General features: G+C 67.0%; 18 protein-coding genes. 13 read left to right on the top strand and 5 right to left on the bottom strand.

The window, feature by feature from the left end; genetic code table 11:
- Window positions 1-331 precede the first annotated feature (331 nt).
- Complete coding sequence (locus tag AC07OC_RS09340) at window positions 332-571, top strand: M20/M25/M40 family metallo-hydrolase (protein WP_492255250.1); 240 nt, start codon at window positions 332-334, stop codon at window positions 569-571.
- Between the two features lie 536 nt (window positions 572-1,107).
- Here the strand turns inward: AC07OC_RS09340 and AC07OC_RS09335 are convergent.
- Genes AC07OC_RS09335 through AC07OC_RS09325 form a run of 3 tightly spaced genes read right to left on the bottom strand, consistent with a single transcriptional unit; the run spans window position 1,108 to window position 7,538 of the window.
- A complete protein-coding gene (locus tag AC07OC_RS09335) occupies window positions 1,108-2,217 on the bottom strand; it encodes a YVTN family beta-propeller repeat protein (RefSeq protein WP_494600988.1) in 1,110 nt (369 codons plus the stop codon).
- The gene (locus tag AC07OC_RS09330; protein ID WP_494600986.1) at window positions 2,214-5,957 is read right to left on the bottom strand and encodes an IPTL-CTERM sorting domain-containing protein; all 3,744 of its coding nucleotides are present in this window, start codon (window positions 5,955-5,957) and stop codon (window positions 2,214-2,216) included. Before AC07OC_RS09330 ends, AC07OC_RS09335 begins: the two co-directional genes overlap by 4 nt.
- Window positions 5,958-6,008: 51 nt before the next feature.
- Window positions 6,009-7,538: a choice-of-anchor Q domain-containing protein gene (locus tag AC07OC_RS09325; protein ID WP_494600984.1), complete on the bottom strand. Its 1,530-nt coding sequence runs from the start codon at window positions 7,536-7,538 to the stop codon at window positions 6,009-6,011.
- A gap of 176 nt (window positions 7,539-7,714) precedes the next feature.
- Between AC07OC_RS09325 and AC07OC_RS09320 the strand changes: the two genes are divergently transcribed.
- The 6 genes from AC07OC_RS09320 (at window position 7,715) to AC07OC_RS09295 (ending at window position 13,046) form a co-directional block, all read left to right on the top strand.
- Complete coding sequence (locus AC07OC_RS09320) at window positions 7,715-8,392, top strand: response regulator transcription factor (RefSeq protein ID WP_494600982.1); 678 nt, start codon at window positions 7,715-7,717, stop codon at window positions 8,390-8,392.
- Window positions 8,393-8,403: 11 nt separating this feature from the next.
- Window positions 8,404-10,380 (top strand): sensor histidine kinase, encoded by a 1,977-nt coding sequence (locus tag AC07OC_RS09315; RefSeq protein ID WP_494600980.1) that lies wholly within the window; start codon window positions 8,404-8,406, stop codon window positions 10,378-10,380.
- A 107-nt stretch (window positions 10,381-10,487) separates the two neighbouring features.
- Window positions 10,488-11,165 (top strand): hypothetical protein, encoded by a 678-nt coding sequence (locus tag AC07OC_RS09310; RefSeq protein WP_494600978.1) that lies wholly within the window; start codon window positions 10,488-10,490, stop codon window positions 11,163-11,165.
- Window positions 11,162-11,710, top strand: a complete 549-nt coding sequence (locus AC07OC_RS09305; RefSeq protein ID WP_494600976.1) for a hypothetical protein — start codon at window positions 11,162-11,164, stop codon at window positions 11,708-11,710. The genes AC07OC_RS09310 and AC07OC_RS09305 overlap by 4 nt, the downstream gene beginning before the upstream one ends.
- A complete protein-coding gene (locus tag AC07OC_RS09300; RefSeq protein WP_494600974.1) occupies window positions 11,707-12,033 on the top strand; it encodes a DUF7716 domain-containing protein in 327 nt (108 codons plus the stop codon). Before AC07OC_RS09305 ends, AC07OC_RS09300 begins: the two co-directional genes overlap by 4 nt.
- Window positions 12,030-13,046 carry a hypothetical protein gene (locus AC07OC_RS09295; RefSeq protein ID WP_369643929.1) on the top strand — a complete coding sequence of 339 codons (1,017 nt, stop codon included), beginning with the start codon at window positions 12,030-12,032 and terminating at the stop codon, window positions 13,044-13,046. The genes AC07OC_RS09300 and AC07OC_RS09295 overlap by 4 nt, the downstream gene beginning before the upstream one ends.
- A gap of 98 nt (window positions 13,047-13,144) precedes the next feature.
- Here AC07OC_RS09295 and AC07OC_RS09290 read toward each other — a convergent pair whose 3' ends face one another.
- Window positions 13,145-14,167 (bottom strand): hypothetical protein, encoded by a 1,023-nt coding sequence (locus AC07OC_RS09290; protein WP_369643930.1) that lies wholly within the window; start codon window positions 14,165-14,167, stop codon window positions 13,145-13,147.
- Window positions 14,168-14,264: 97 nt separating this feature from the next.
- Entirely contained in the window at window positions 14,265-14,720 is a 456-nt protein-coding gene (locus AC07OC_RS09285) for a hypothetical protein (RefSeq protein WP_494600971.1), read from the bottom strand.
- Between the two features lie 251 nt (window positions 14,721-14,971).
- On the opposite strand from AC07OC_RS09285, the gene AC07OC_RS09280 reads away from it, so the two are divergent.
- The 6 genes from AC07OC_RS09280 to AC07OC_RS09255 are packed head-to-tail and all read left to right on the top strand — an operon-like array spanning window position 14,972 to window position 19,429.
- Entirely contained in the window at window positions 14,972-15,706 is a 735-nt protein-coding gene (locus AC07OC_RS09280) for a hypothetical protein (RefSeq protein ID WP_494598427.1), read from the top strand.
- 57 nt (window positions 15,707-15,763) lie between these two features.
- Window positions 15,764-16,360, top strand: coding sequence for a hypothetical protein (locus tag AC07OC_RS09275; protein WP_369643933.1), 597 nt, complete (start codon window positions 15,764-15,766; stop codon window positions 16,358-16,360).
- Between the two features lie 36 nt (window positions 16,361-16,396).
- Window positions 16,397-17,383: a hypothetical protein gene (locus AC07OC_RS09270; protein WP_494600969.1), complete on the top strand. Its 987-nt coding sequence runs from the start codon at window positions 16,397-16,399 to the stop codon at window positions 17,381-17,383.
- A gap of 15 nt (window positions 17,384-17,398) precedes the next feature.
- Entirely contained in the window at window positions 17,399-17,947 is a 549-nt protein-coding gene (locus tag AC07OC_RS09265; RefSeq protein WP_494598429.1) for a DUF4303 domain-containing protein, read from the top strand.
- A gap of 40 nt (window positions 17,948-17,987) precedes the next feature.
- A complete protein-coding gene (locus AC07OC_RS09260) occupies window positions 17,988-18,479 on the top strand; it encodes a hypothetical protein (protein ID WP_494600967.1) in 492 nt (163 codons plus the stop codon).
- Complete coding sequence (locus AC07OC_RS09255) at window positions 18,476-19,429, top strand: SMI1/KNR4 family protein (protein WP_369643937.1); 954 nt, start codon at window positions 18,476-18,478, stop codon at window positions 19,427-19,429. Before AC07OC_RS09260 ends, AC07OC_RS09255 begins: the two co-directional genes overlap by 4 nt.
- Window positions 19,430-19,436 lie beyond the last annotated feature (7 nt).

The following is a 19,436-nucleotide window of genomic DNA, read 5'->3' as shown; positions in this document are numbered from 1 at the left end:
TGGGGTATGTCAGTCCTATACAGTTCGAGGAAGCTCAAAAAGCTTAAGCCGGTGTCAACCGAACCGGCAGCAGCCCACGCAGCACATACCGGATGCCCCCTCTTGTCGAGGTGGCCTGCGCACGCCTAGCGCTCGAAGAAAACAGTGTGCTTTTCACAAAGCCCGCGCAAACGGAAAAAGATGCGGGCCTCACTACCGCCAAGGCAGCAGAGCAGTGCCTAGCGCTGACCGAGACCATCAATGCCCATCCAACTCAGCGGCCCCAGCTCGCTGATGGGCTTGCCAGTGCACCGTGGTCTGGCGGTGACACGTGCGGTGGCAAAGCTCTCGAATGGCGAAGGGCCGAGCATTGCACTACGCGCAGACCCAGTTGCGCTCAACATGCAGGAGCTTGGCCCCACTACACACATCCCAGTGCGCCGGAAAGATGCATGCCTGCGGACACGACGCCCATACCCCCATGCTGCTGGGCGCAGCAGCCTATCTGGCGCGCCACAAGCCCTTCAAAGGCACGGTCTACTTCAATTTCCCCGGGATGCCACGTGGACATTTTGGTATCCGTAGGCGCTAGCCCGCTTCGCGGCCCTGCTCCGCAAGAGCCTCTAACAACCCCAACTCGCAAAAAGCCGCAGCCAAAAACGCCGCGGCTTTTTTGGTTCGCGTGCTGCTCTGCCTTGCCGTGTTCTGGCATGCATGGACATGCGCAGGCTCCAGAAAAGCCTGGGCGCTAGACCCACTTCGTGCGAACTGTGCTCACCGGCCCGGCTAGCTGCGGCGGTCTGAGACGACAATGGGCAATGGGAAAGTTTCAGCGCACTCAGACGCACGCCGAGCCACCCTCCCACCTGCTCAGCCATCGGGCCTGGAAGATCGATCCGAATACCTTCGCCAGGCCCGCAGCGACCCACAGTGCCAGGTGGCGCAAAAGTACAACGATCGAGCGCATGCCAGTGGATCCTGCTGTCCAAACAAGCAGTACAGCGGCGGGTTTGCCGGTGGCGCTATTGGTGTACACAAGAGGATGTGCCAGTGCTGGCAACATATGCGCTCGAGAGCTGCGGGGACGCAAGCCGCGCCGCCGAATGCCCGCGGGCGCGCCCCGAAGCCTCAGCCCGGTCCGGCAACGCCGGCGCGCCGCGCAGGCCGCAGGTGCTTCAGCCCAAGGCCCCCTAGCCCAGCCGCGAGCAGCAGCAAGGCCCAGGCCTGAAGGCTGGGGATCGCGGCGGGAGAGACTGGTGCTGGCACGGGGCCGCCGACGAACAGGCCCAGTGCTCCGGGACTCCACCCCACGGCCACGGTGGTGGTGACGGTGTTTGTGGCCAGATCGATCACCGAGACATTGTTGGAGCCGCGGTTGACCACGTAGGCGCGGGTGCCGGCGGGGTCTATTGCCACACCAAGAGGACCGTCGCCCACTGACACGGTGGCGACGGCAGTGTCGGTGGTCAAGTCGATTACCGAGACATTGTCGGTGCTGCGGCTGCTCACGTAGGCCCGGGTGCCAGCAGGGTTCACCGCCACCCCCATGGGGCCGTTGCCCACGGGCACGGTGGCTGCGACGATATTTGTAGCCAAGTCGATCACCGAGACATTGTCGGAGGTGAGGTTAGCCACATAGGCACGGGTACCGGCCGGATTCACCGCTATGGCAGAAGGGTTGGAGCCCACTGGCACAGTGGCAATGACGGTGTTGGTGGCCAGGTCGATCACCGAGACAGTGTTGGCGGCGTAGTTGGCCACGTAGGCATAAGTGCCAACCGGGTTCACCGCCACACCGTAAGGGCGGCTACTCACAGGCACAACGGCCGTGACGGTGTTGGTGGCCAGATCGATCACCGAGACAGTGTTGATGGCGTAGTTGGCCACATAGGCATAAGTGCCAGCCGGATTGACCGCCACTCCCGTGGGAGTGTTGCCCACAGGCACGGTGGCGACAACAGTGTTGGTGGCCAGGTTGATCACGGAAACATTGCCGGAGCCAGAGTTGGCCACATAAGCGCGGGTGCCGGCCGGGTTCACCTCCACGCCGTAGGGGTTGGTGCCCACGTTCACAGTGGCTGTGACGGTGTCGTTGGCTACGTCGATGACCGAAACAGTGCCGGAGCTGCTGTTGGGAATGTAGGCAAACGGGGCCGCCTGGGCGGGGCCGGCCAGGGCGCAGGCGGCGAGCAACGGCCACATGAAGCGCGAGCGCCGGCGGAGGCGGGGTTGTGTCATGACAGTCTCCTGGTGTGCAGCACCATCAGGCCCAGCAGCACGGACAGCAGCAGCAGGCCCCAGGCCGAGAGCGTGGGAATGGCCTCGGCCGCCAGGGCCATGGGGCCAGAAGGGTCTGCGATTTCACCGTTGGGCGTCCAGTCGTCGTCACCTTGCGCGCCGTCGGTCAGGGTGAAGCGGGCCGTGTGGCCGCTGATGACAAGGCCGGCAGGCTCGAAGTAGCTGGGCTGAGTGTCGGTGCGGGCGGCCAAGCCGTACTTGGTGTAGCCGGCCACGGGCTCGGGCCAGGTGACCTGCATGGCAACGGCGGTGGTACAGCCCACGAGCTTGATGCGCAGCAGGCCCTGAGGCAGCGTGTGGCCCGGCGGCAGCGCGGCGGGCGCGGCCTCGAAGCGGGTGGCGCCCAGGTTGAACCGGCAGGCGGGGCCGCCACCGGTGAAGGTAGCGCTGCCGGTACCGCCCGGGCCGCTGGCGGGCACGGTGGTGCCTTCGAAGTATGGCGCGCAGGCCACCTGCACATTGCCCACGTTGGCGGCGACGTTGCTGCCACTGGCGTTGGCGATGGTGCAGCGCTGGCCCGTGGGCTGGGCCTGCACGGTGACTGCGTAACTGCCGCCATCCGCCACGGGCTGCAAGAAGGTGAAGCCGCCGTTGGCCTGCACCGCCAGGTCTTCGTTGCCGTTGCGCAGCACCAGGCCGCTGCCCGTGAGGCCCGTAGCGGTGCCGCCCAGTGTGTGGGTTTGCTGCGGCAGCGGCGCAAAGGTCGCCGTGATGGTGCAGGCGCTGGTGACCGGCGCGGTGGTGTAGTCGTTGTCGCCCACGCCCGTGGGTGTGCCGTTGCAGCCGCTGATGCTTTGCGTGATCTGGCCCGCAGGCGGCGTGGCGTGGCATGTGACGGTGCCGAGGTAGGCAACCGCGTTGGATGTGCAGGCCATAGCGCCAGCAGGCAGGGCGGTGACGGCGTAAGTGGCAGCGACGCAGGCCACCTGCACGCTGATCACATTGGCGGTGGCAGTGCCGCTGCCGCCCGTTACCGTGCAGGTCTGGCCCGTGGGCGGGGTCTTCACGGTGACGGCGTAGCTGCCGCCATCCGCCACCGGTTGCAAGAAGGTGAAGCCGCCGTTGGCCTGCACCGACAGGTCTTCGCCACCGTTGCGCAGCACCAGGCCAATACCCGTAAGGCCAGCTACCGTGCCGCCCAGGGTGTGCGCGATGGGGCCGGAGAACTCGGCGCTCACGGCGCGCGCCTGGTCCATGGTGATGCTGCACGTGCCAGTGCCGGAGCAGGCGCCGCTCCAGCCGGTGAAGGTGCGGCCCATGGCGGGCATGGCAGCGAGGGTAAGGAGCTGCGGGGTGCCCTCGCCAGGGTAGTTGTAGCTGCAGGTGCCAGTGGCGCAGGCCGACGGGGCGCCGTTCACGACGCCCATGCCGGTGACGGTGACCGCCAGTTCCACATGGGTCCGCCGCTCCAGCGCACCGATATCGCAAGGCGTGGCGCCCATGCCCTGCGGGCGGGCGATGCCGCGCTGGTCGGTCGGCAGGGTGCAGGCCACGGCGTCCTGCAGCAGGCTGGTGAGATCGGGCAGGTAGCCGTAGAGGCTGGGGAAGCCATCCATGCCGTTGGCGCCGAACGCGCCCAGTTCGGGGTCGGCGTCCAGCGTCACGCCGTTGCAGGTGGCGGTGCCGCCCATGGGGGCCACGTTGCCGCCCGCGCAGCCGTCCTGGATCAGGCTGTCGGTGATGGTGGTGGAGCCCGTGAAAAAGGTGACGGCCTGAGAGCGCGTGGCCGCGCTACCCCACAGCACGGAGTTGCGCACCCCCACCACGCCGCCCTGGGTGAAGAGCGCGTTGCCGTTGCCACCGGCCATGTTGCCCATGAAGGTGGCGTGCACCGCGTCCACGCGGGCATCCCCGTCCACCCCCACGATGGCGATGGCGCCGCCGGGCCTGCCGGCGGAGGACTGGTTGATGGCGAAGGTGGCGTTGCGCACCTGCATATGGCTGGTGCCGCCGCCCTCCGTCAGGCTGTGGATGGCGCCGCCGGACACACCCGCGCCGTTGCCTGTGAAACTGGCCTGCTCGATCACCGGGCTGCTGACGCCGCCGCTGCCCTTGGCGAGGTTGTACATGGCGCCACCGCTGCCGTTGTAGGCGTCGTTGCCTTCCATAGAAACATTGCGCAGCACGGGGCTGCTGGTGCCGCCCTCGCCCCGGTTGTAGATGGCACCGCCGTGGCCCTCGGCGTGGTTGTTGCTGATGAGGACATTCGTCAGCACCGGGCTGCTGACGCCGCCCCCGCTGGCGTCGTTGAACAGGGCCCCGCCATCGCCGTCGGCGTACGAGGCGCCGATGTGCACCCTGTTTATCCAGGGGCTGCACACGCTGCCCACGCCCGCGCCGTTGCAGTACAGCGCGCCGCCGTTGGCCCCAGGCCCGGCCGCCGCGCCCTGCAGCAGATACACGCTGTCGATCAGCGTGTCATCAAGCGGGATGCCCAGGCTGCCGTCCAGGTACAGCACGCGGCTGTTGTTGTTGGCGTCCAGCACCGTCAGGCCGGGAGACACGGACTGGGGCCGCTCGGCCAGCGCGGCCTCGGTGCCAATGAAGCCGCCGTAGAGCTTGACGTTGCGCTCGATGACGAAGCCCTGCGCGCCGGACGGCACGTAGGGAGTGCCAGCGGATTGCTTCAGCCAGACCTCGCTGCAACTGGGTTCGGCCAGCGCAAAGTCCAGGCTGGCGGCCTGCGGCCAGCTGGTGCCGTCGCCGCTGCCGCTGGGCGTGACGCGGCAGGCGCGCGGCGCGGGCGCAGCGCTGGCATGGAGGGTGAAGAGCATGCTGCTCTCGCGCACCTGGGTGGCTTCGTCGCCGCCGTTCGCGGCGGCGGCAGCGGTGCCGGTGGTATCGCCGCTGCGCAGGCTCAGGGTGGCCGTGGCCTGCTGGCCCGCAGTGGCCGGGGCCGGCAGGCGCACGCGGATCTGGTCGCCGCTGGTCACGATGGCCTCGCGTACCCAGGGGCCTGCGCCGTTCAGGCGCAGGCGGCCATTGCCGCTGATGCGCACGCCGCCCCACGATGCGCCTGTGCCCGACTGGCTGGCCAGCGGGGTGGTGATGTTGTAGATCACCACCATGCCCGCCGGGACGGTATCGGCGGGCGGGGACGCAGGCAGGTTGGCAAACGGCTGTCCGCCGCGCACCAGGCGCGCTTCTCCGCCGGAGTTGGTGGAGAGCCAGGTGCCCACCTGCGGCTGCTGGTCGAACAAGGTCTGCCAGGCGCTGCCCTGGTTGCCCGGCCGGGGCGATGCCGTCCAGAGCGACCCGTGCAGCCCCCCCTGTCCATGCACGGTGGGCAGCACCTCCCGGTTGAGGCGGAAGTCCGGGTCAGGGCAGCCCGCTGCCAGCGCGCTGTTCTCCAGCTTGTAGGGCAGCCGCCAGACGCCGGTGTGCAGGCGGTCTTGCGCCAGGGCCGCGTTGACGCCCCAGTCCTCCTGCCCGGCGAACGGCGTGGGCAGCCAGTTGTTAATCCAGTCCGTCCAGGGCTTTTGCTGATCGGCTAGCGTGCTGCCCTCGATGGCGCGCGACCAGACCAGCCCCGTCTCCCAGTGCATCGCGCTGGCGCGGCCTTCGGCCTGGCCCACGATGTAGTCACTGGTGGCGTTGGGGCTGGCGCAGGTCTGGGCCAGCCCCACGGCGGGCAGCGCCAGGCAGGCGGCGAGGAGCGTGGGAAGAATGGTTTGCTTCATTTTTTATAGCTTCTTGCGCTTATTGGATAAGGGGTAAAGGCCAAAAACACTTCAAACCCTGCGGCGCAGCGCGAGCAGGCCGAGCAGTGCACCCAGCAGCGCCAGCGCGCCGCCGCCCAGCGTGGGAATGGGCTGCGCGCCGCCGGGGCCGGGGCCCGCGGTTGGGGCAAAACGGGCCGACACACTGCGCGCCCCGTCGATCGCCACGGTGCAGGTGGCGCCCGTGCCAGTGCAGGCGCCGCCCCAGCCCGCAAAGGCCTGGCCCGTGCCGGGCGTGGCGGCCAGGGTGACGTGCAGCGGCGCGCCCTCGTCCGTGTAGGTGAAGGCGCAGGTAGCTGCATTGGTGGTCGCGCACGGGGCCGGGCCGCCCGCCACGGTGCCGTGGCCGGTGATGTCGATGTTCAGCGGGTAGCTGCCCAGGCGCCGCTCCACCGCGCCGATGTCGCACTGGCTGCCCTGCGGGCGGGCGGCGCCGCGCTGGTCGGTGGTGGCACCGGTGGCAGCGCAGTCCACCGCGTCGATGGCGCTGCCCGTGGCGCCGGGCATGCGGGTGAGCGTGGGGCCGCCGTTGTCTTGCAGCGGGCCGAGTTGCGGGTCCAGGGCCAGGTTGCCCGTGCCGGCGAAGCCGCCCTCCACGATGCTGTGGCTGACGGTGGTGCTGGCCTCGATGATGTCGCTGATCTGCGGTCCCGTGGTGGTGGTGTTGCCCCAGAAGATGCTGGCGATGACCTGGGGCATGCTGATGCCGCCGCCGCCGCCGAGGCTGTAGAGCGCGCCGCCTTCCTGCGCCGTATTGCCGCTGAATGTGCTGTGCGTGATGACCGGGCTGCTGTTGCCCAGGTGGCCGCCGTTGCTGTAGATAGCACCGCCGTGCGTGGCGGCGTGGTTGTCGTGAAAGGTGCTGTGGCTGATGGCGGGGCTGGCGATGGCGCCCGGGGCAAAGTTGGCGATGGCGCCGCCCGAGGAGGCCCGGTTGCCGCTGAAGGTACTGTGGCTGATGGTGGGGCTGGCGGGCGCCATGCTCATGGCGCGGTTGAAGATGGCGCCGCCACCGCCAGCGGCAAAGTTGCCTGAGAAGATGACGTGCGTGATGCGCGGGCTGCAGGGGCCGTGGCACAGCAGGCCGCCGCCAGCGTCCATGGCGGCGTGGCCCCGGGCGATGCTCAGGCCGTCGATCACCGTGCTGGCGGTGATGTGGCCGCCGGGCGTGGTGCCGTCCAGGCGCAGCACGCGGCGCTGGTTCTCGCCGTCGAGCACGGTGGCGCTGGCATTCACGGGCGCGGGCCGCTCGGCCAGGGTGCTTTCGGTGCCCATGAAGCCGCCATAGAGCGCCAGGTTGCGCGCGATGCGAAAGCCCTCGGCATCCGCAGCCTGGCTGTAGCTGCCTTGCGCGAGCCAAATTTCGGTGCAGGCGGCATCCGCCAGCGCGGCGGGCAGCGGCGCGGCCTGCGCCCAGGTGCTGCCGTCGCCCGTGCCCGTGGGGCTGGCGCGGCAGACGGCGGCCTGGGCGCTGGCGCCGGACAAGGACAGCAGCAGCGTGGTGGTGAAGGACAGAAGGCGGTGGAGGGCGAGTTGAGTCATTTTTTGATAGCTGCTGGCGCTTGTCCCGCAAGGCCTGTAGCCCCGGGACACCTGTATCACCTTGCAACACAAGGCTACGGTTTGACACAGCGCAAGGCTACGCAGCCTCCACGCCCCTGTCTGTCCCCCTATAGGACGACAGACGCGCGCCGGAGGCTGTGGCAGCATCCGCGGGCATGGACTTGCCCAACAACCCCATCCGCATCGCCGTGGTGGAAGATGACGCGGCCTGCCGCATCGCCCTGGCCTATGCGCTGCAAGCCGCACCCGACATGTGCGTGCAATGGCTGGCGTGCAGCCGGGCCGAGGCGCTGGCCGCCCTGCGGGACGGCCCGCCGCTGGACGTGCTGCTGCTCGACCTGGGCCTGCCCGACGGCAGCGGCCTTGACGTGCTGCCCGCTCTGCAGGCGCGCTGGCCCGCGGCGGCGACCATGGTCAGCACCATGTTCGGCGACGAGGCGCACGTGCTGCACGCCATCGAGGCCGGGGCCATGGGCTACCTGCTCAAGGACCTGCCGCCCCAGGCCGTTCTGGACGAGGTGCGCAGCCTGCACGCGGGCGGCAGCCCCATCAACCCGCTGGTGGCGCGCAAGCTGCTGGTACGCCAGCGCCTCCACGCCCTGCCCTCCCTGCCGCCGCCCGCCCCGGCGCAGATCGACGCCGCCCCCTCCGCGCGCGAGGTCGAACTGCTGCGCCTGGTGGCGCACGGTCACTCGGTGGACGAAGTGGCCCAGGCCATGGGCGTGTCGCGAAACACGGTGCGCACCTTCGTGCGGCGCGTGTACGTCAAGCTGCAGGTGACGACCCGCGCCGAAGCCGTCACCACCGCGCTGCGTCAAGGTTGGCTGGAGTGACCCGCCAATCCATGAAAAATCGGGCCCTGGCGCTTATCCAGAAAGCGCTGGCAGCTCTCTTTTTGATAGTTTTCTGCCACCTGGCCCAGGCCGCCACCTCCGCCCACCTGGCGGCAGCGCAGACTTGGCAGTCGCCCAGTGCCGCCTGGGCGCCGCCGCCCTCGCTGCACGCGGCAGACGACGCGGTGCTGGCCTCCGGCACGCCCTGGCAGGCGGTCAACCTGCCACACGCAGTGCCGCGATCCCTGCGCGTGCTCGATCCGGCGCTGGCCAGCGGCGCGCCCGTGGTGCAGTGGTGGCGCCTGTCGCTGCCCGCCAGCGCGCTCGCCGCCACGGCGCAGGGCACACGCCTGTACATCCCGCGCTGGCAGACCATCGGGACGCTGGCGGTGTACGTGCAGGGGCGCTTGGTCTGGCAGTCGCGCGGCGACCGGCCCTGGAACAGCTTCAACGACCCCATCTGGATCAGCCTGAGCGCCCTGCCTCATGAAGCCGCGCACACCGGCGACCTGCAAGTGCACCTGCGCATGGCCAGCCAGCAGGGCGTGGGCGGTGCGCTGTCGTCGTTGTGGGTCGGCCCCACGACGGAACTGCTCACACCCTGGCGCTGGCGCATGTTCTGGCAGACGGGGCTGGTGTCGTACTGGCGCGCCGCCTTCCTGCTGATGAGCCTGTTCGCGCTGGCGCTGTGGTTCAAGTACCGGCGCAGCCAGCAGGGCGAAGTGCGCCTGTTCCTGCTGTTCTTCGCCATGGCGGCCTGCCAGTCGGTGGCCGCGCTGCCCTACTTGGTGGACAGCGAGGGGCTGGACATGGACTTCGCCTGGTTCACCTGGATCGCCATGGCCGCGCAGTTGGCCGCGCTGGGCTGCATGGTGTGCTTCCTGTGCCTGGCTCACGGCCAGCGCTGGCCCCGCGGGGGCCGGGCGCTGGCGCTGTACCTGGCGGCGGCGGCCCTCGCCGCGCTGCCGTCGTGGTGGCCCGCCTACACCGCCACGCTGCCGCTGCTGCGCCTGCTGATGGTGCCGCCCACGCTGCTGCTGCTCACGGTGGCCGCCGTGGGGGCCTGGCGGCTGCGCAGCGCCAGCAACCTGCTGCTGGCCGCCTGGGGCGCCATGGTGGCACCCATCAGCCTGCACGACATGGCCATGCAGAACTACTGGGGCAACATCGAAGGCATCTACCTCACGCCCTATGTCAGCGTGGGCCTGTTCACGCTGTTCCTGGTCCTCGCGTTCTCGCGCTACAGCCACGCGCAAGACCAGGCCGCCCGCGCCCGCGCCACCCTGGCCGAACGCCTGGCCGCGCAGGAGCACGAACTGGGCCGCACCCACGAGCGCCTGCGCACCGCCGAGCGCGAGCAGACCCTGATGCTGGAGCGCCAGCGCCTCATGCGCGAGATGCACGACGGCGTCGGCGCGTCGCTGACCAGCGCGCTGCGCCTGGTGCAGCACGGCCAGGCCCGCCACCAGCCGGTAGACGTGGCCCAGGTCCTCAAGGAGTGCATCGACGACCTGAAGATCTCCATCGACTCGCTCGAACCCGTGGACGCCGACCTGCTGGCCCTGCTGGCGGGCCTGCGCTTTCGGCTGGAGCAGCGCCTGGGCGAGGCCGGCATCACCCTGTACTGGCGCACCAGCGACGTGCCCGCCCTGCCCTGGCTTGATGCACAGAACGCCCTGCACGTGCTGCGCATCCTTCAGGAGGTGCTGACCAACATCGTCAAGCACAGCGGCGCCACGGCCATCACCGTCTCCACGGCCGAGGCCGCCCAAGGAATAGATCCCGGTGTGCCCGGCGTGCAGGTGTGTGTGCACGACAATGGCCGCCCTTTCTTGCCTCCCGACGCCCTGCCCCCCGGCCGCCGGGGCCTGGGCAACGTACGCAGCCGCACGCTGGCCCTGGGAGGGCACTGTGGCTGGCAGCCCCTGCAGCCCTCCGCGCAAGGCACGGTGTTCACTCTATGGCTGCCGCTGCGGCGAGGTGGATGAGCACTGCATGGCAGTAACACGTTGTCATTTTTTTGTACTTTTAGCAATCTGGCGTCTACGGCATCAGCCAGCGGCACTGCTGCCCCAGTTTTCACAAGGAGCCTTGCATGGTCCCCGCCCGTCACCGCCTGATCCCCCTGCACGACGCCATGGCCGAGTTCGGCCTGCAAGCCCTGTTCCATCGTGACGGGGGCTATGACGCGATGGAAGACACGGTGAACCCGCCGGAGTACGGCAGCCCGCCGATGGCCCTGGTGTTCGATGGCGACACGCGCCTGACGGAGACCTTCGATGCCGGGGCGGCGTTCCACAAACGGCAAGGCCTGATGGATGGCCCGATCACCCCGCTGGAAGAACTGCTGGGCCGGGCCTGCACTGTGGTCGTCAACGGCAGCCTGCAGGCGCCACGCATCGACACGCGCGGCTGCCAGGCGCTGTTTGTGTTCGGCAGCGTGCGCTGCGGCGCGATCGAGTTCTGGCAAGGCGACTTTGTCTGGATCGCGGGCGACCTGAACGCCACGCGCGCCGTGCTGGCCACCGCCGGGCATGACGACCCGGATCGGGCGGACTACGTGGGCCGCAGCTACGCCTGCGTGCAGGGCAGCGTGCATGCCCCGCGCGTGCAGACCTGGTTCATGGGCCTGGGCCACCTGAACTGGCGCGAGGGCAGCGGCGCGCAGTTCTGCGAGGGCGTGGAGTACACAGACCAGGATCACCTCTGGAAAACCGACCCGGTCTGGCTGCGCCGCAACGGTATCGACGATGCGCTGGGAGCATGCGCATGAACCAAGAATGCCCCGCCGTCATGGCAAATTGGATTTCCGAGCTTGGCATCAAGACCGAGGCTACCGCCTGGTCGGTCGGCTTCACCCTGTCCACCGCACCCATCGACCACTGGTTCTACAAGCGCAACGCGTTGAAGCCAGAGGACATCCAGCTCAGTCTCATCGTCCCCAGCTACGGGCTGTGGCGTGCCGAACTGAGCAGGTACGACGGCTTGTTCGTAGCCCAATGGCGACCCAATGGAGACTTCCGTATCGACTCACAGCAAATGAAATACCGGCGGCTTGTCAAATGGCCAGCACTGGACTCGTTGTTCGACTTTCCTCATTGGGTGGAACGCATTGAAAAGGCGCTCTCCATCACATTCATTCGCCATGTGAACCTGGGCACCAATGGGTATGTCGATCTCGATGCGTGGGCATCGGAGAGCAGCCCAAAAATCCAACACTGGCTCGGCCCCTGCGCCGACACGATGGGCACGTATCTCAACGCACCAGAAACCGACGATGGCTCATCCTTAGGCCACGCAATGGGCAACACACCATGACCACACCACCGCTACACCCCCTGCGCCAGATCCTTCGCCAACCCGAAGCCCACGCGGGCTGGCTGTACCTGCGGCCGGGCGAATGGACGCTGGACACGCAAGGCTTCTTCTACGACGCCGACCTGGATCTATCGCCCAAAGACGAGGCCGCTGTGCGCGCCGCATTCGAGGCCGCAGGCTGGCAATGCACGCTGAGCCGCGAGGACATCGAGGACGCCATTGCCAACACAGAGGATCAGCCCGGATCACCCACCGAAGCCGAACTGCTGCAAGCCGTGCGCTATTTCTTCGACCACGATGCCTTCATGGAGTGGCCTGAATGAGCGCCCCACAGCAACTGCGCCACTTCGAGATCGTGGATTGCGCCGTGCGCAGCGCCGAGCACTTCTACCTGCTGGGCTCGCACATCCATCAGCTCGACGAAGACTGCGATGACGACGGCGGCGACCTCGCTGCCCCCACGGACCCGGAGCCGGATCTGCGCGAAGCCATGCGCGTGGCGGTGTATTTCCCGCAACGATCGACAGAGAAACAATGGGCCTTCCGCACGGTACGCCACATCGAATTCATGCGCGGCGCGGTGGCGCATGCACCGCAGGCACAGTGGATCAGCGTCAGCATCGACGGCCAGGTCTATGCGCTGGGCGGCGGCGTGTCGGCGATGGAGCAGCGCATTCCCGAGCACCGGTGCGGGCCGTTGCGCGGTTCTGTACGCCAAGTGGTGGAGATCGACGGCCACGCCCATGCAGTGCAGGCCCATCGCGGCCTGTGCCGCCGCCTCGGCCCCGACCACTGGAAGACGCTGTGCGCCGACCTGCCGCCCGGCCCGCTGGACGGCGGCGATGCCGCAGGCTTCCGGTGTGCGGCGGGCAGTTCGGCGTCGGACATCTACGCAGGCGGCGATGGCGGCGACCTGTGGCATTTTGACGGTGTGCGCTGGCGCCAACAGCCCTTCCCCGATGAAGCCATCGACCTGCTGTGCTGCCCAGCGCCCGGTGATGTGGTCGCGGCATGCCGCTCGAGTGCCGTCTATCGCAGCACGGGCAACGGCTGGCGCAAGCTCGGTGCGAGCGGCGTGGGGCCGTACCGCAGCATGGTTTCGTACCAGGGCGCGGTGTGGTGTTCGTCTGATGCGGGCATCTGGCGCATCGACGGGGACCGCATCGGCAGGGTCACGCTGCCCGATGGCATCAGTGCGAATGCGGGGCTGCTGGCGGCGAGGGACGGTGTGCTGCTGGTGGCGGGCAAGCACGGGGCCGCGTACCTGCAAGACGGCATGTGGCGCGAGTTTCTGAGCTTTGGATCCGGTGCCAAGGCCGCAACACCGCGCCGGTAGCACGCGACACGGCAAACCGGCCGACGAGACGCTGCTTCTTCAGGGTGCAGGGGGGCGTTGACATCGACTTTCCTGTACCTGACCGCCAACCAGCGGCATCAAGCCCCCGGATGTTCCTTCTGGCTGCGCTCGGCCATTGCCGCATGGTGGAAAACAAGCTGCCAGCGACCGTCCTGCAGCAGCGCCGCGCCGTGGAAACCAGCCAGCAGGAGAATGCCTGCCCGCGAAGACAGGTGGCCGGCACAAACGGATATTTCCGCTGGCAGCTCGGCCTGGGCGATGCCTTGTTCGCTGACCCACCAGACGCCGTAGTCGCTGGTGGCCCAGACCTTGCCGTCATGCCAGACCAGATCGCGGAACGGCAGCGCCAGCCCGGGCTCGGCGATGCAGCGCCATTCATCACCACGGCCAACGAAGGTGATGCCCTCGTAGCCGCTGATGTACACCTTGCCGTCGCCGGCGCAGCACACGGTGCGAAGCGACTGCTTGCCGGGAAAGCCGATGCGACGCCAGTCCCCTCCACCGTAGTGCCAGACATCGCCTTGGTCACCCACGGCATAGATGTCGTTGGCGCCAAAACCGTCGATGGCGCGGAAACCGACGTTGCCGCTGCCGAACTCATGCGCTGACAGCGGAAAACGGCCCGTCTCCCAGTGCCACTGCCCGATTCCACGGCGTACCCCGACCGTGCGATTGCCGCCGCACAGATAAAGATGCCCATCGATGTTGTGCAGCTGGTTCACGGCGCCGTAGCGGCCCTTGCGCTCGAACGGTATGGCACCTTCGCGCCCCTTCGAGCCGCTGCCGATGGCATAGACCTCGCCCCCGACATCGACGGCGACGAGCTTGTCCTCGGGCTGGCTGGCAAATTCGGCGATGGTGATGTCCATGCCTTTGTTCCAGCTGTGCGTCCAGCGCTTGTCGCCGCTCTGGTCAGGCCGCCAGACCACGACGCGCTGGATTAGCGCACTCGCATCGGGATCATGCCCTTCGGGTTGGTAGCCCGGGCGCTGCGTGTAGTCCTCCTGGGCGATGAAATAGAGGTAGCCCGCACTGCGCACTACGCAGTCAACGATGTTGTAGCCCAGAAAATTCTTGCGAAACTCTGCTGTCGTCAGCATGGCTCACGACCTCCTTCGTATATTTGATTTCATCGTGAAGTAATCTGCAGTTGCATGTGTGCACTGCGCACTGGAAAATCATGCAGCACTACCGTAGCTATGCCCCAAAATGCTTGCGGCGCGCATCCAAAATAGCGAATACCTTGTCGATACTCGCCTGAGATTCCGGAATATCGGCATAAGTGGCCTCGTCAGGAAACAAGTCATCCAGATCGAGGTGGTAACGGTATTCCCAGCCGGGCCTGAGGTATTTGAGCGCGAACGATCGGCCACGCTCGTTGAAGTGGCTCGGCCTTACGCCTTCTCCGAAAAAAGAACGTGCATCCCGGACCATATCGGCGAAGGAAGCATCCACCCGAAGATGGCTATTCGAGAGGCGAACAGAAAGCTCCTCTTCCAGCAATCCGCGCGAGCATGACCACAGCAGAAACAATGCGCCATCTATGCCCGTGGCTGGATGGCCGTTCTCATCGGCAATAAAAATGACCTGCATGTCGTTCATGCCCGACCCATACTCGGCCATCAACTGATTAAGAAGGTTCGACAAATTCATATCTTCAAGCCTTTCAAAATTTCAAAAACGCATAGAACTCAGCCAGCCACAGTCAGCTCGCGCAATTCCTGGGGGTTCATGGGGCTCTGAAAAAACCGCTGAAGCGTTTGATAGCATGGTGCCAGAACCATTCAGGAGCAGCGGCCGATGCGCAAGAACTACGCTCGTCGTCGTCGCACTATGTCGGGAGGCAAACGGTGATTCAACAACTGCTGGCTCTCTGTTGCCTCGCCACTACCGGAGCCCACGCCATGGCCAGCGACTTCCAGCCCATCGCGCGCCTGGACTGCCCGGGCGGCGAATTCATCGCCGATGCTCGCCCCTGGGGCGAGAACGAGGCCGGCGGCTCGCGTGCCGAACTGCGCTACCGCTACCGGGGCGTGGTGCTGGCCGCCATTCGCTACGAGGCGTACTACAAGAACCTCGAACCCTGGCTGCGCCAGGGCAGCCCGCGCATCTACAACCTGGGCCTGAACCTGGATACCAGCGGCGCTAGCAAGACCAGCGGCTACGACCAGGGCGACACACTGTACCTGCCGCCCTCGGCGTTCTCGCAGGCCGAGGTGGAGGGCCTGTTCGACTGCCTACACCGGCACCAGGCCGCGCTGCGCGACAGCTTCGAGCGCACCGAGATCACCAGCAGCACCCTGCTGGGCTTGATGAAGACGCGCACCGGCACAGGCCGCAACGGCGTGGCGCGGCTGGTGCATGCGGATGCGCCGATCACGGCCCTCTACGGCAGCGGCTGGCTGCTGATCGTGGTGGAGCGCGGCGGCCGCGTGCTGGTGCACGCCAACCTGACGGCCAACAACCCGGCCGAATCGGCAGTGTGGGGCGAAGTCATGCCCGGAAAACCGCCTGTGCTGCGCGCCCGGCGCGAACTGCGCTTTGACGGCCAGATGCACGACGGCGCCCTGTTGCTGAACGAGCCTGAGACGAGCACCGGCCGGCGGCTGCGAAACGACTTCCGCGTGGAGTGGCAATAAAAACCGCCTCTAGCACCCGCCCATCTATCGCAAGCAGCTATCAAATTGGAAGCATCGATGCCTGCCCTCGAAGCATTCAAGCAAACCGTTGCCCGCACCGACACCCTTCCCGCAGACCTGGAAATGCTGGCCTTGCACACGCTGCAAGGCGGCGCAGGCCCCTTTCATGGCATTGACCTGCTCGCCCTGATGCCGGGGGAAGAAGACGTGGCCAATGACATCTCCTACCTCAGTGAAGACGAGTTAAAAGACCCCGACCTGCAGAGCAACATCGAAGCCATGCGGGAAGTCACCGCGCTGGCGCGCTTCGTTGCGAAGGATGGCCAAAGCAACCTGTACGGCTACTGGCTGGGCCAGCCCGCGCGCCCGCTGCACGAGGCTGCCATCGTCATGCTCGACAACGAAGGGCAGTTCTCGCTGCGGGCCGGCGGCAGTCTTATCGAGGGGGTCTGCGGGGAGCAGTGCGACAAGAAGACTTTTGAGGCGCTGAAACTACGGTTCGAGGCGCTGGGCATCACGTTCCAGGCCCAGAACTGGAACGACTGGGCCAGATCGTGTGAACACTTGCGGCAAACCAGCGATCACCCGGACGCGCTGCACAAGGTGTTCTACAACCAGCACCGGCAACGGCGCGGGCTGGAGCCCATTGAATGACGTCGCCGACGGAATGTGAAAACGATTCCAAACCACATGGCAAAAATCAGCAACACCCCATTCATCGCGCGCCCGCAGTGGAGAACGCACTACCAAGGCTGGCATATTGTCGATTGCGCCGTGCGCGACAGGAACATCGTCTATCTGCTGGCGCGGCCCGATCTGGATGAGGAAAAGCAGTCCAAAACCTGGGACCACGACATCGGCACGCGCCTGCTGTCGATCTATCTGGACGAGCAGAACCCAGAGAAGCGCCATGGCTGGAGCGAGCTGGACGGCTTCAACCGGCCGCGCTGCGGCGTGTCGCACCAGCCCATCGCACAGGCACTGGTCGTCGCGCGCAACAACGAAGGCAGCGTCTATGCCATTGGCGGCGGCAAGCCCGGCGCCATGGAGAACATCGGCACCGATCTCAACCCGATCACCATGCGGGTCAAGTGCATCGGCGGCTACGCATATTCCGTCGGCCGCAACCGCAAGATCTTCAAGCGCGTGGCGCCGGGGCGCTGGGAGCGCATGGAGGGTCTGCCCAAGCCGGGCGATGAGGACTTCAGCGCCGTCGGCTTCAACGACATGGACGGGCTCAGCGAGCAGGAGCTGTATGCCGTCGGCGCGGGCGGCGATGTCTGGCGCTATGACGGCAAACGATGGACACACTGCGATTTTCCCAGCAAGGAGCAACTGGGCACCGTCACCGTCGGCCAGGATGGCAAGGTGTACATCAGCGGGGAAGGCGGCAATCTCTGGATCGGTGCCAAGGACACCTGGACGCAGGTGCACCAGGGCAACTCCAGTTTGCTGAACAACAGCGCGGTATGGTTCGAGAACCAGTTGTGGTTGTGCTCGGACTACCAACTGCGCGTGTGGGACGGCAGGGAAGTGCGCCGCCTGCGCCACGGCGGCGCGGATGTCGTCCACACCGGCCACATGGACGCGCGCGACGGGCTACTGGTGATCGCGGGCCTGTACGAAGTCCATGCCTATGACGGCAAGACGTGGAAGACGCTGGTGGCACCGTATTGATCACCTTCAGAAAGAATGACGATGAACCGCGAAGATTTAACCAGGGACATCACGGAAGCCGCCCGGCGCTCCTTCTCCGCCCTGCTGGCGCAGCACGGCAACGAGAGCTTCTACGCCTTTGCCCTCTACACCGACGAGGACTGCTACACCGTGGTGCCCGCGGCCAACTCGCTGGAGCGGCACCGCGAGAAGCTCGCGGAGATGGATGACGATGACGACCAGGCCGCCTACTACCAATGGGCCAGCGCCGAGTGGGCCTACGAGGGCTTCGCTGCCGAGCCGTTCAACCCCATCTGCGATCAACTGGCAGCGGCCTGCCAGGCGGTATCCGGCGACGCGGCTGCATTCGCCTCATTCAAGGCCGGCGTCCGCCAGGCCATGACCGATGCCATGCGCCGCCTCGATGAAGAAGGCTTTTTTGGCACGCACCGCGCCAGGGCTGTGCTGTTCATCACTTCGTCCGATTTTGACGAAGCCTCCGGCATGGAGCGCCGCTCGGCCCTCGCGCTGAACCCGCCGGAGTGCTCGGTGGATTTTCTGGCGTGGAACGGGGCAGCGGAGTGAACGCCCAGGGCGGGCTTTCGACCCCCACTAGGAAACAGCCATGACACCCAGCCCGTGGGCCGCATTCCTGGCCATCACCGGTTTTGAAGCGCTGCTGCGCGACCTCACCCAGCACACGCTGACCGAAGCACGCCGCGCCTGGCCGGGCGCGCCTGCCGGCTTTGCCTTCAACTGCAGCGCGGCGTGGAGTGACGTGCATATCAGCCTGGCTTACGACCCGGCGCGCGCCGCCATGGAGCCATCCGACTGGGAACATGAATGCGCCGAGGCCGAGCTGCCCGCAAGCGCCGCACTCTGGCGCGCGCGCTACGAGCCCGTGCGCGAACGCTACGAGGCCGAGCGTGAGCGGCACGCCAATTACCCGAAGCACTTTCTCGACACCCTGCGCCACCTGCTGGCCCGCATGGAACGCGATGGCGCGTTTGCCGATGCACCCGGCATCCGCCTGCTGGTGACCGAGGTGGACGCCGACACGGTCGCCGAAGAAGCCGCGTTGGCGCAGGTGCGACGAAACCATGGAACCCCCACATGAGCCAAGCCCCCATGAACACTCCCCACGGATTTTCCGAAGCCGATATCCACGCCCTGCGCGCGCACGGCATCGAGCTGTTCGCTGGGCGGCTCATCTTCGCCGCCCAGCCTCCGATGGATGAAGACGCCATCGCCGCCGTGCAGGCCCATTGCGCCGGGCCGCTGCCACCCGCGCTGCTGGCGCTGTGGCGGCAAACTGCGGGCGGGCGGCTGGACTACAACCTGAGCGTGGAGGTGACCACCAGCGAAGGCCCGCGCATCGAGGCCGTGAGCTGGTGCGAGCTGTTCTACAACGGCAGCGATTTCTACCGCGACCTGCAGGGCTGGATCGAAAACGAAGAAGAACAAGCCTGGGAGACCGCCGAGGACGCGGGCGAAGAGTGGAGCGGCAAACTGGCCTACCTGCCCATCGGCGGATTTGAATACTGCGACCGCATCTACGCCGTGACTTCGCCCGGCGCCCCCGACGATGGCGGCATGCTGGCCTGGAAGATGGGCCTGCCGCCCGCCTGGGCGCCCGCGCTGACCGAAGACGCCGTGGCCACCTTCGCGCCCAGCCTGCTCGCCGCATTCGCATGCCTGGCGCTGCACGGCGACCCGCTGGCCTCCAACGGCGAATACGGCGCCGGGTCGGAGCTGCTGGCCTACCTGGACACCTGCCGCAGCAATGGCCTGCCCGCGCCGCTGGCCGATGCGCTGCTGGCCTTCTACCTGCGCGCCCGCATCGACTGGCGCGCCCTGCTGCAAGCCGGCACGCTGCCCGCGCACCCCTACGCCGTGCGCGTGGCCCTGCGCCACGCGGTGGAGCAGGACGATGCCGCGCTGCTGCGCCACATCCACGCCAGCGGCGCACGCCTGGACGGACTGGTGGCGGGCGGCGACAACGCCTTGCAGCACGCGCGTTTCCTGAAGAAAACCAGCGCGATCACTGCGCTAGAGGGCTTGATGTGAAAAAAGG

This window comes from Acidovorax sp. GW821-FHT10E04 (assembly GCF_059415185.1).
The sequence above is the reverse complement of the archived record's forward strand: the minus strand, read 5'-3'. Positions and strand labels throughout refer to the sequence as shown.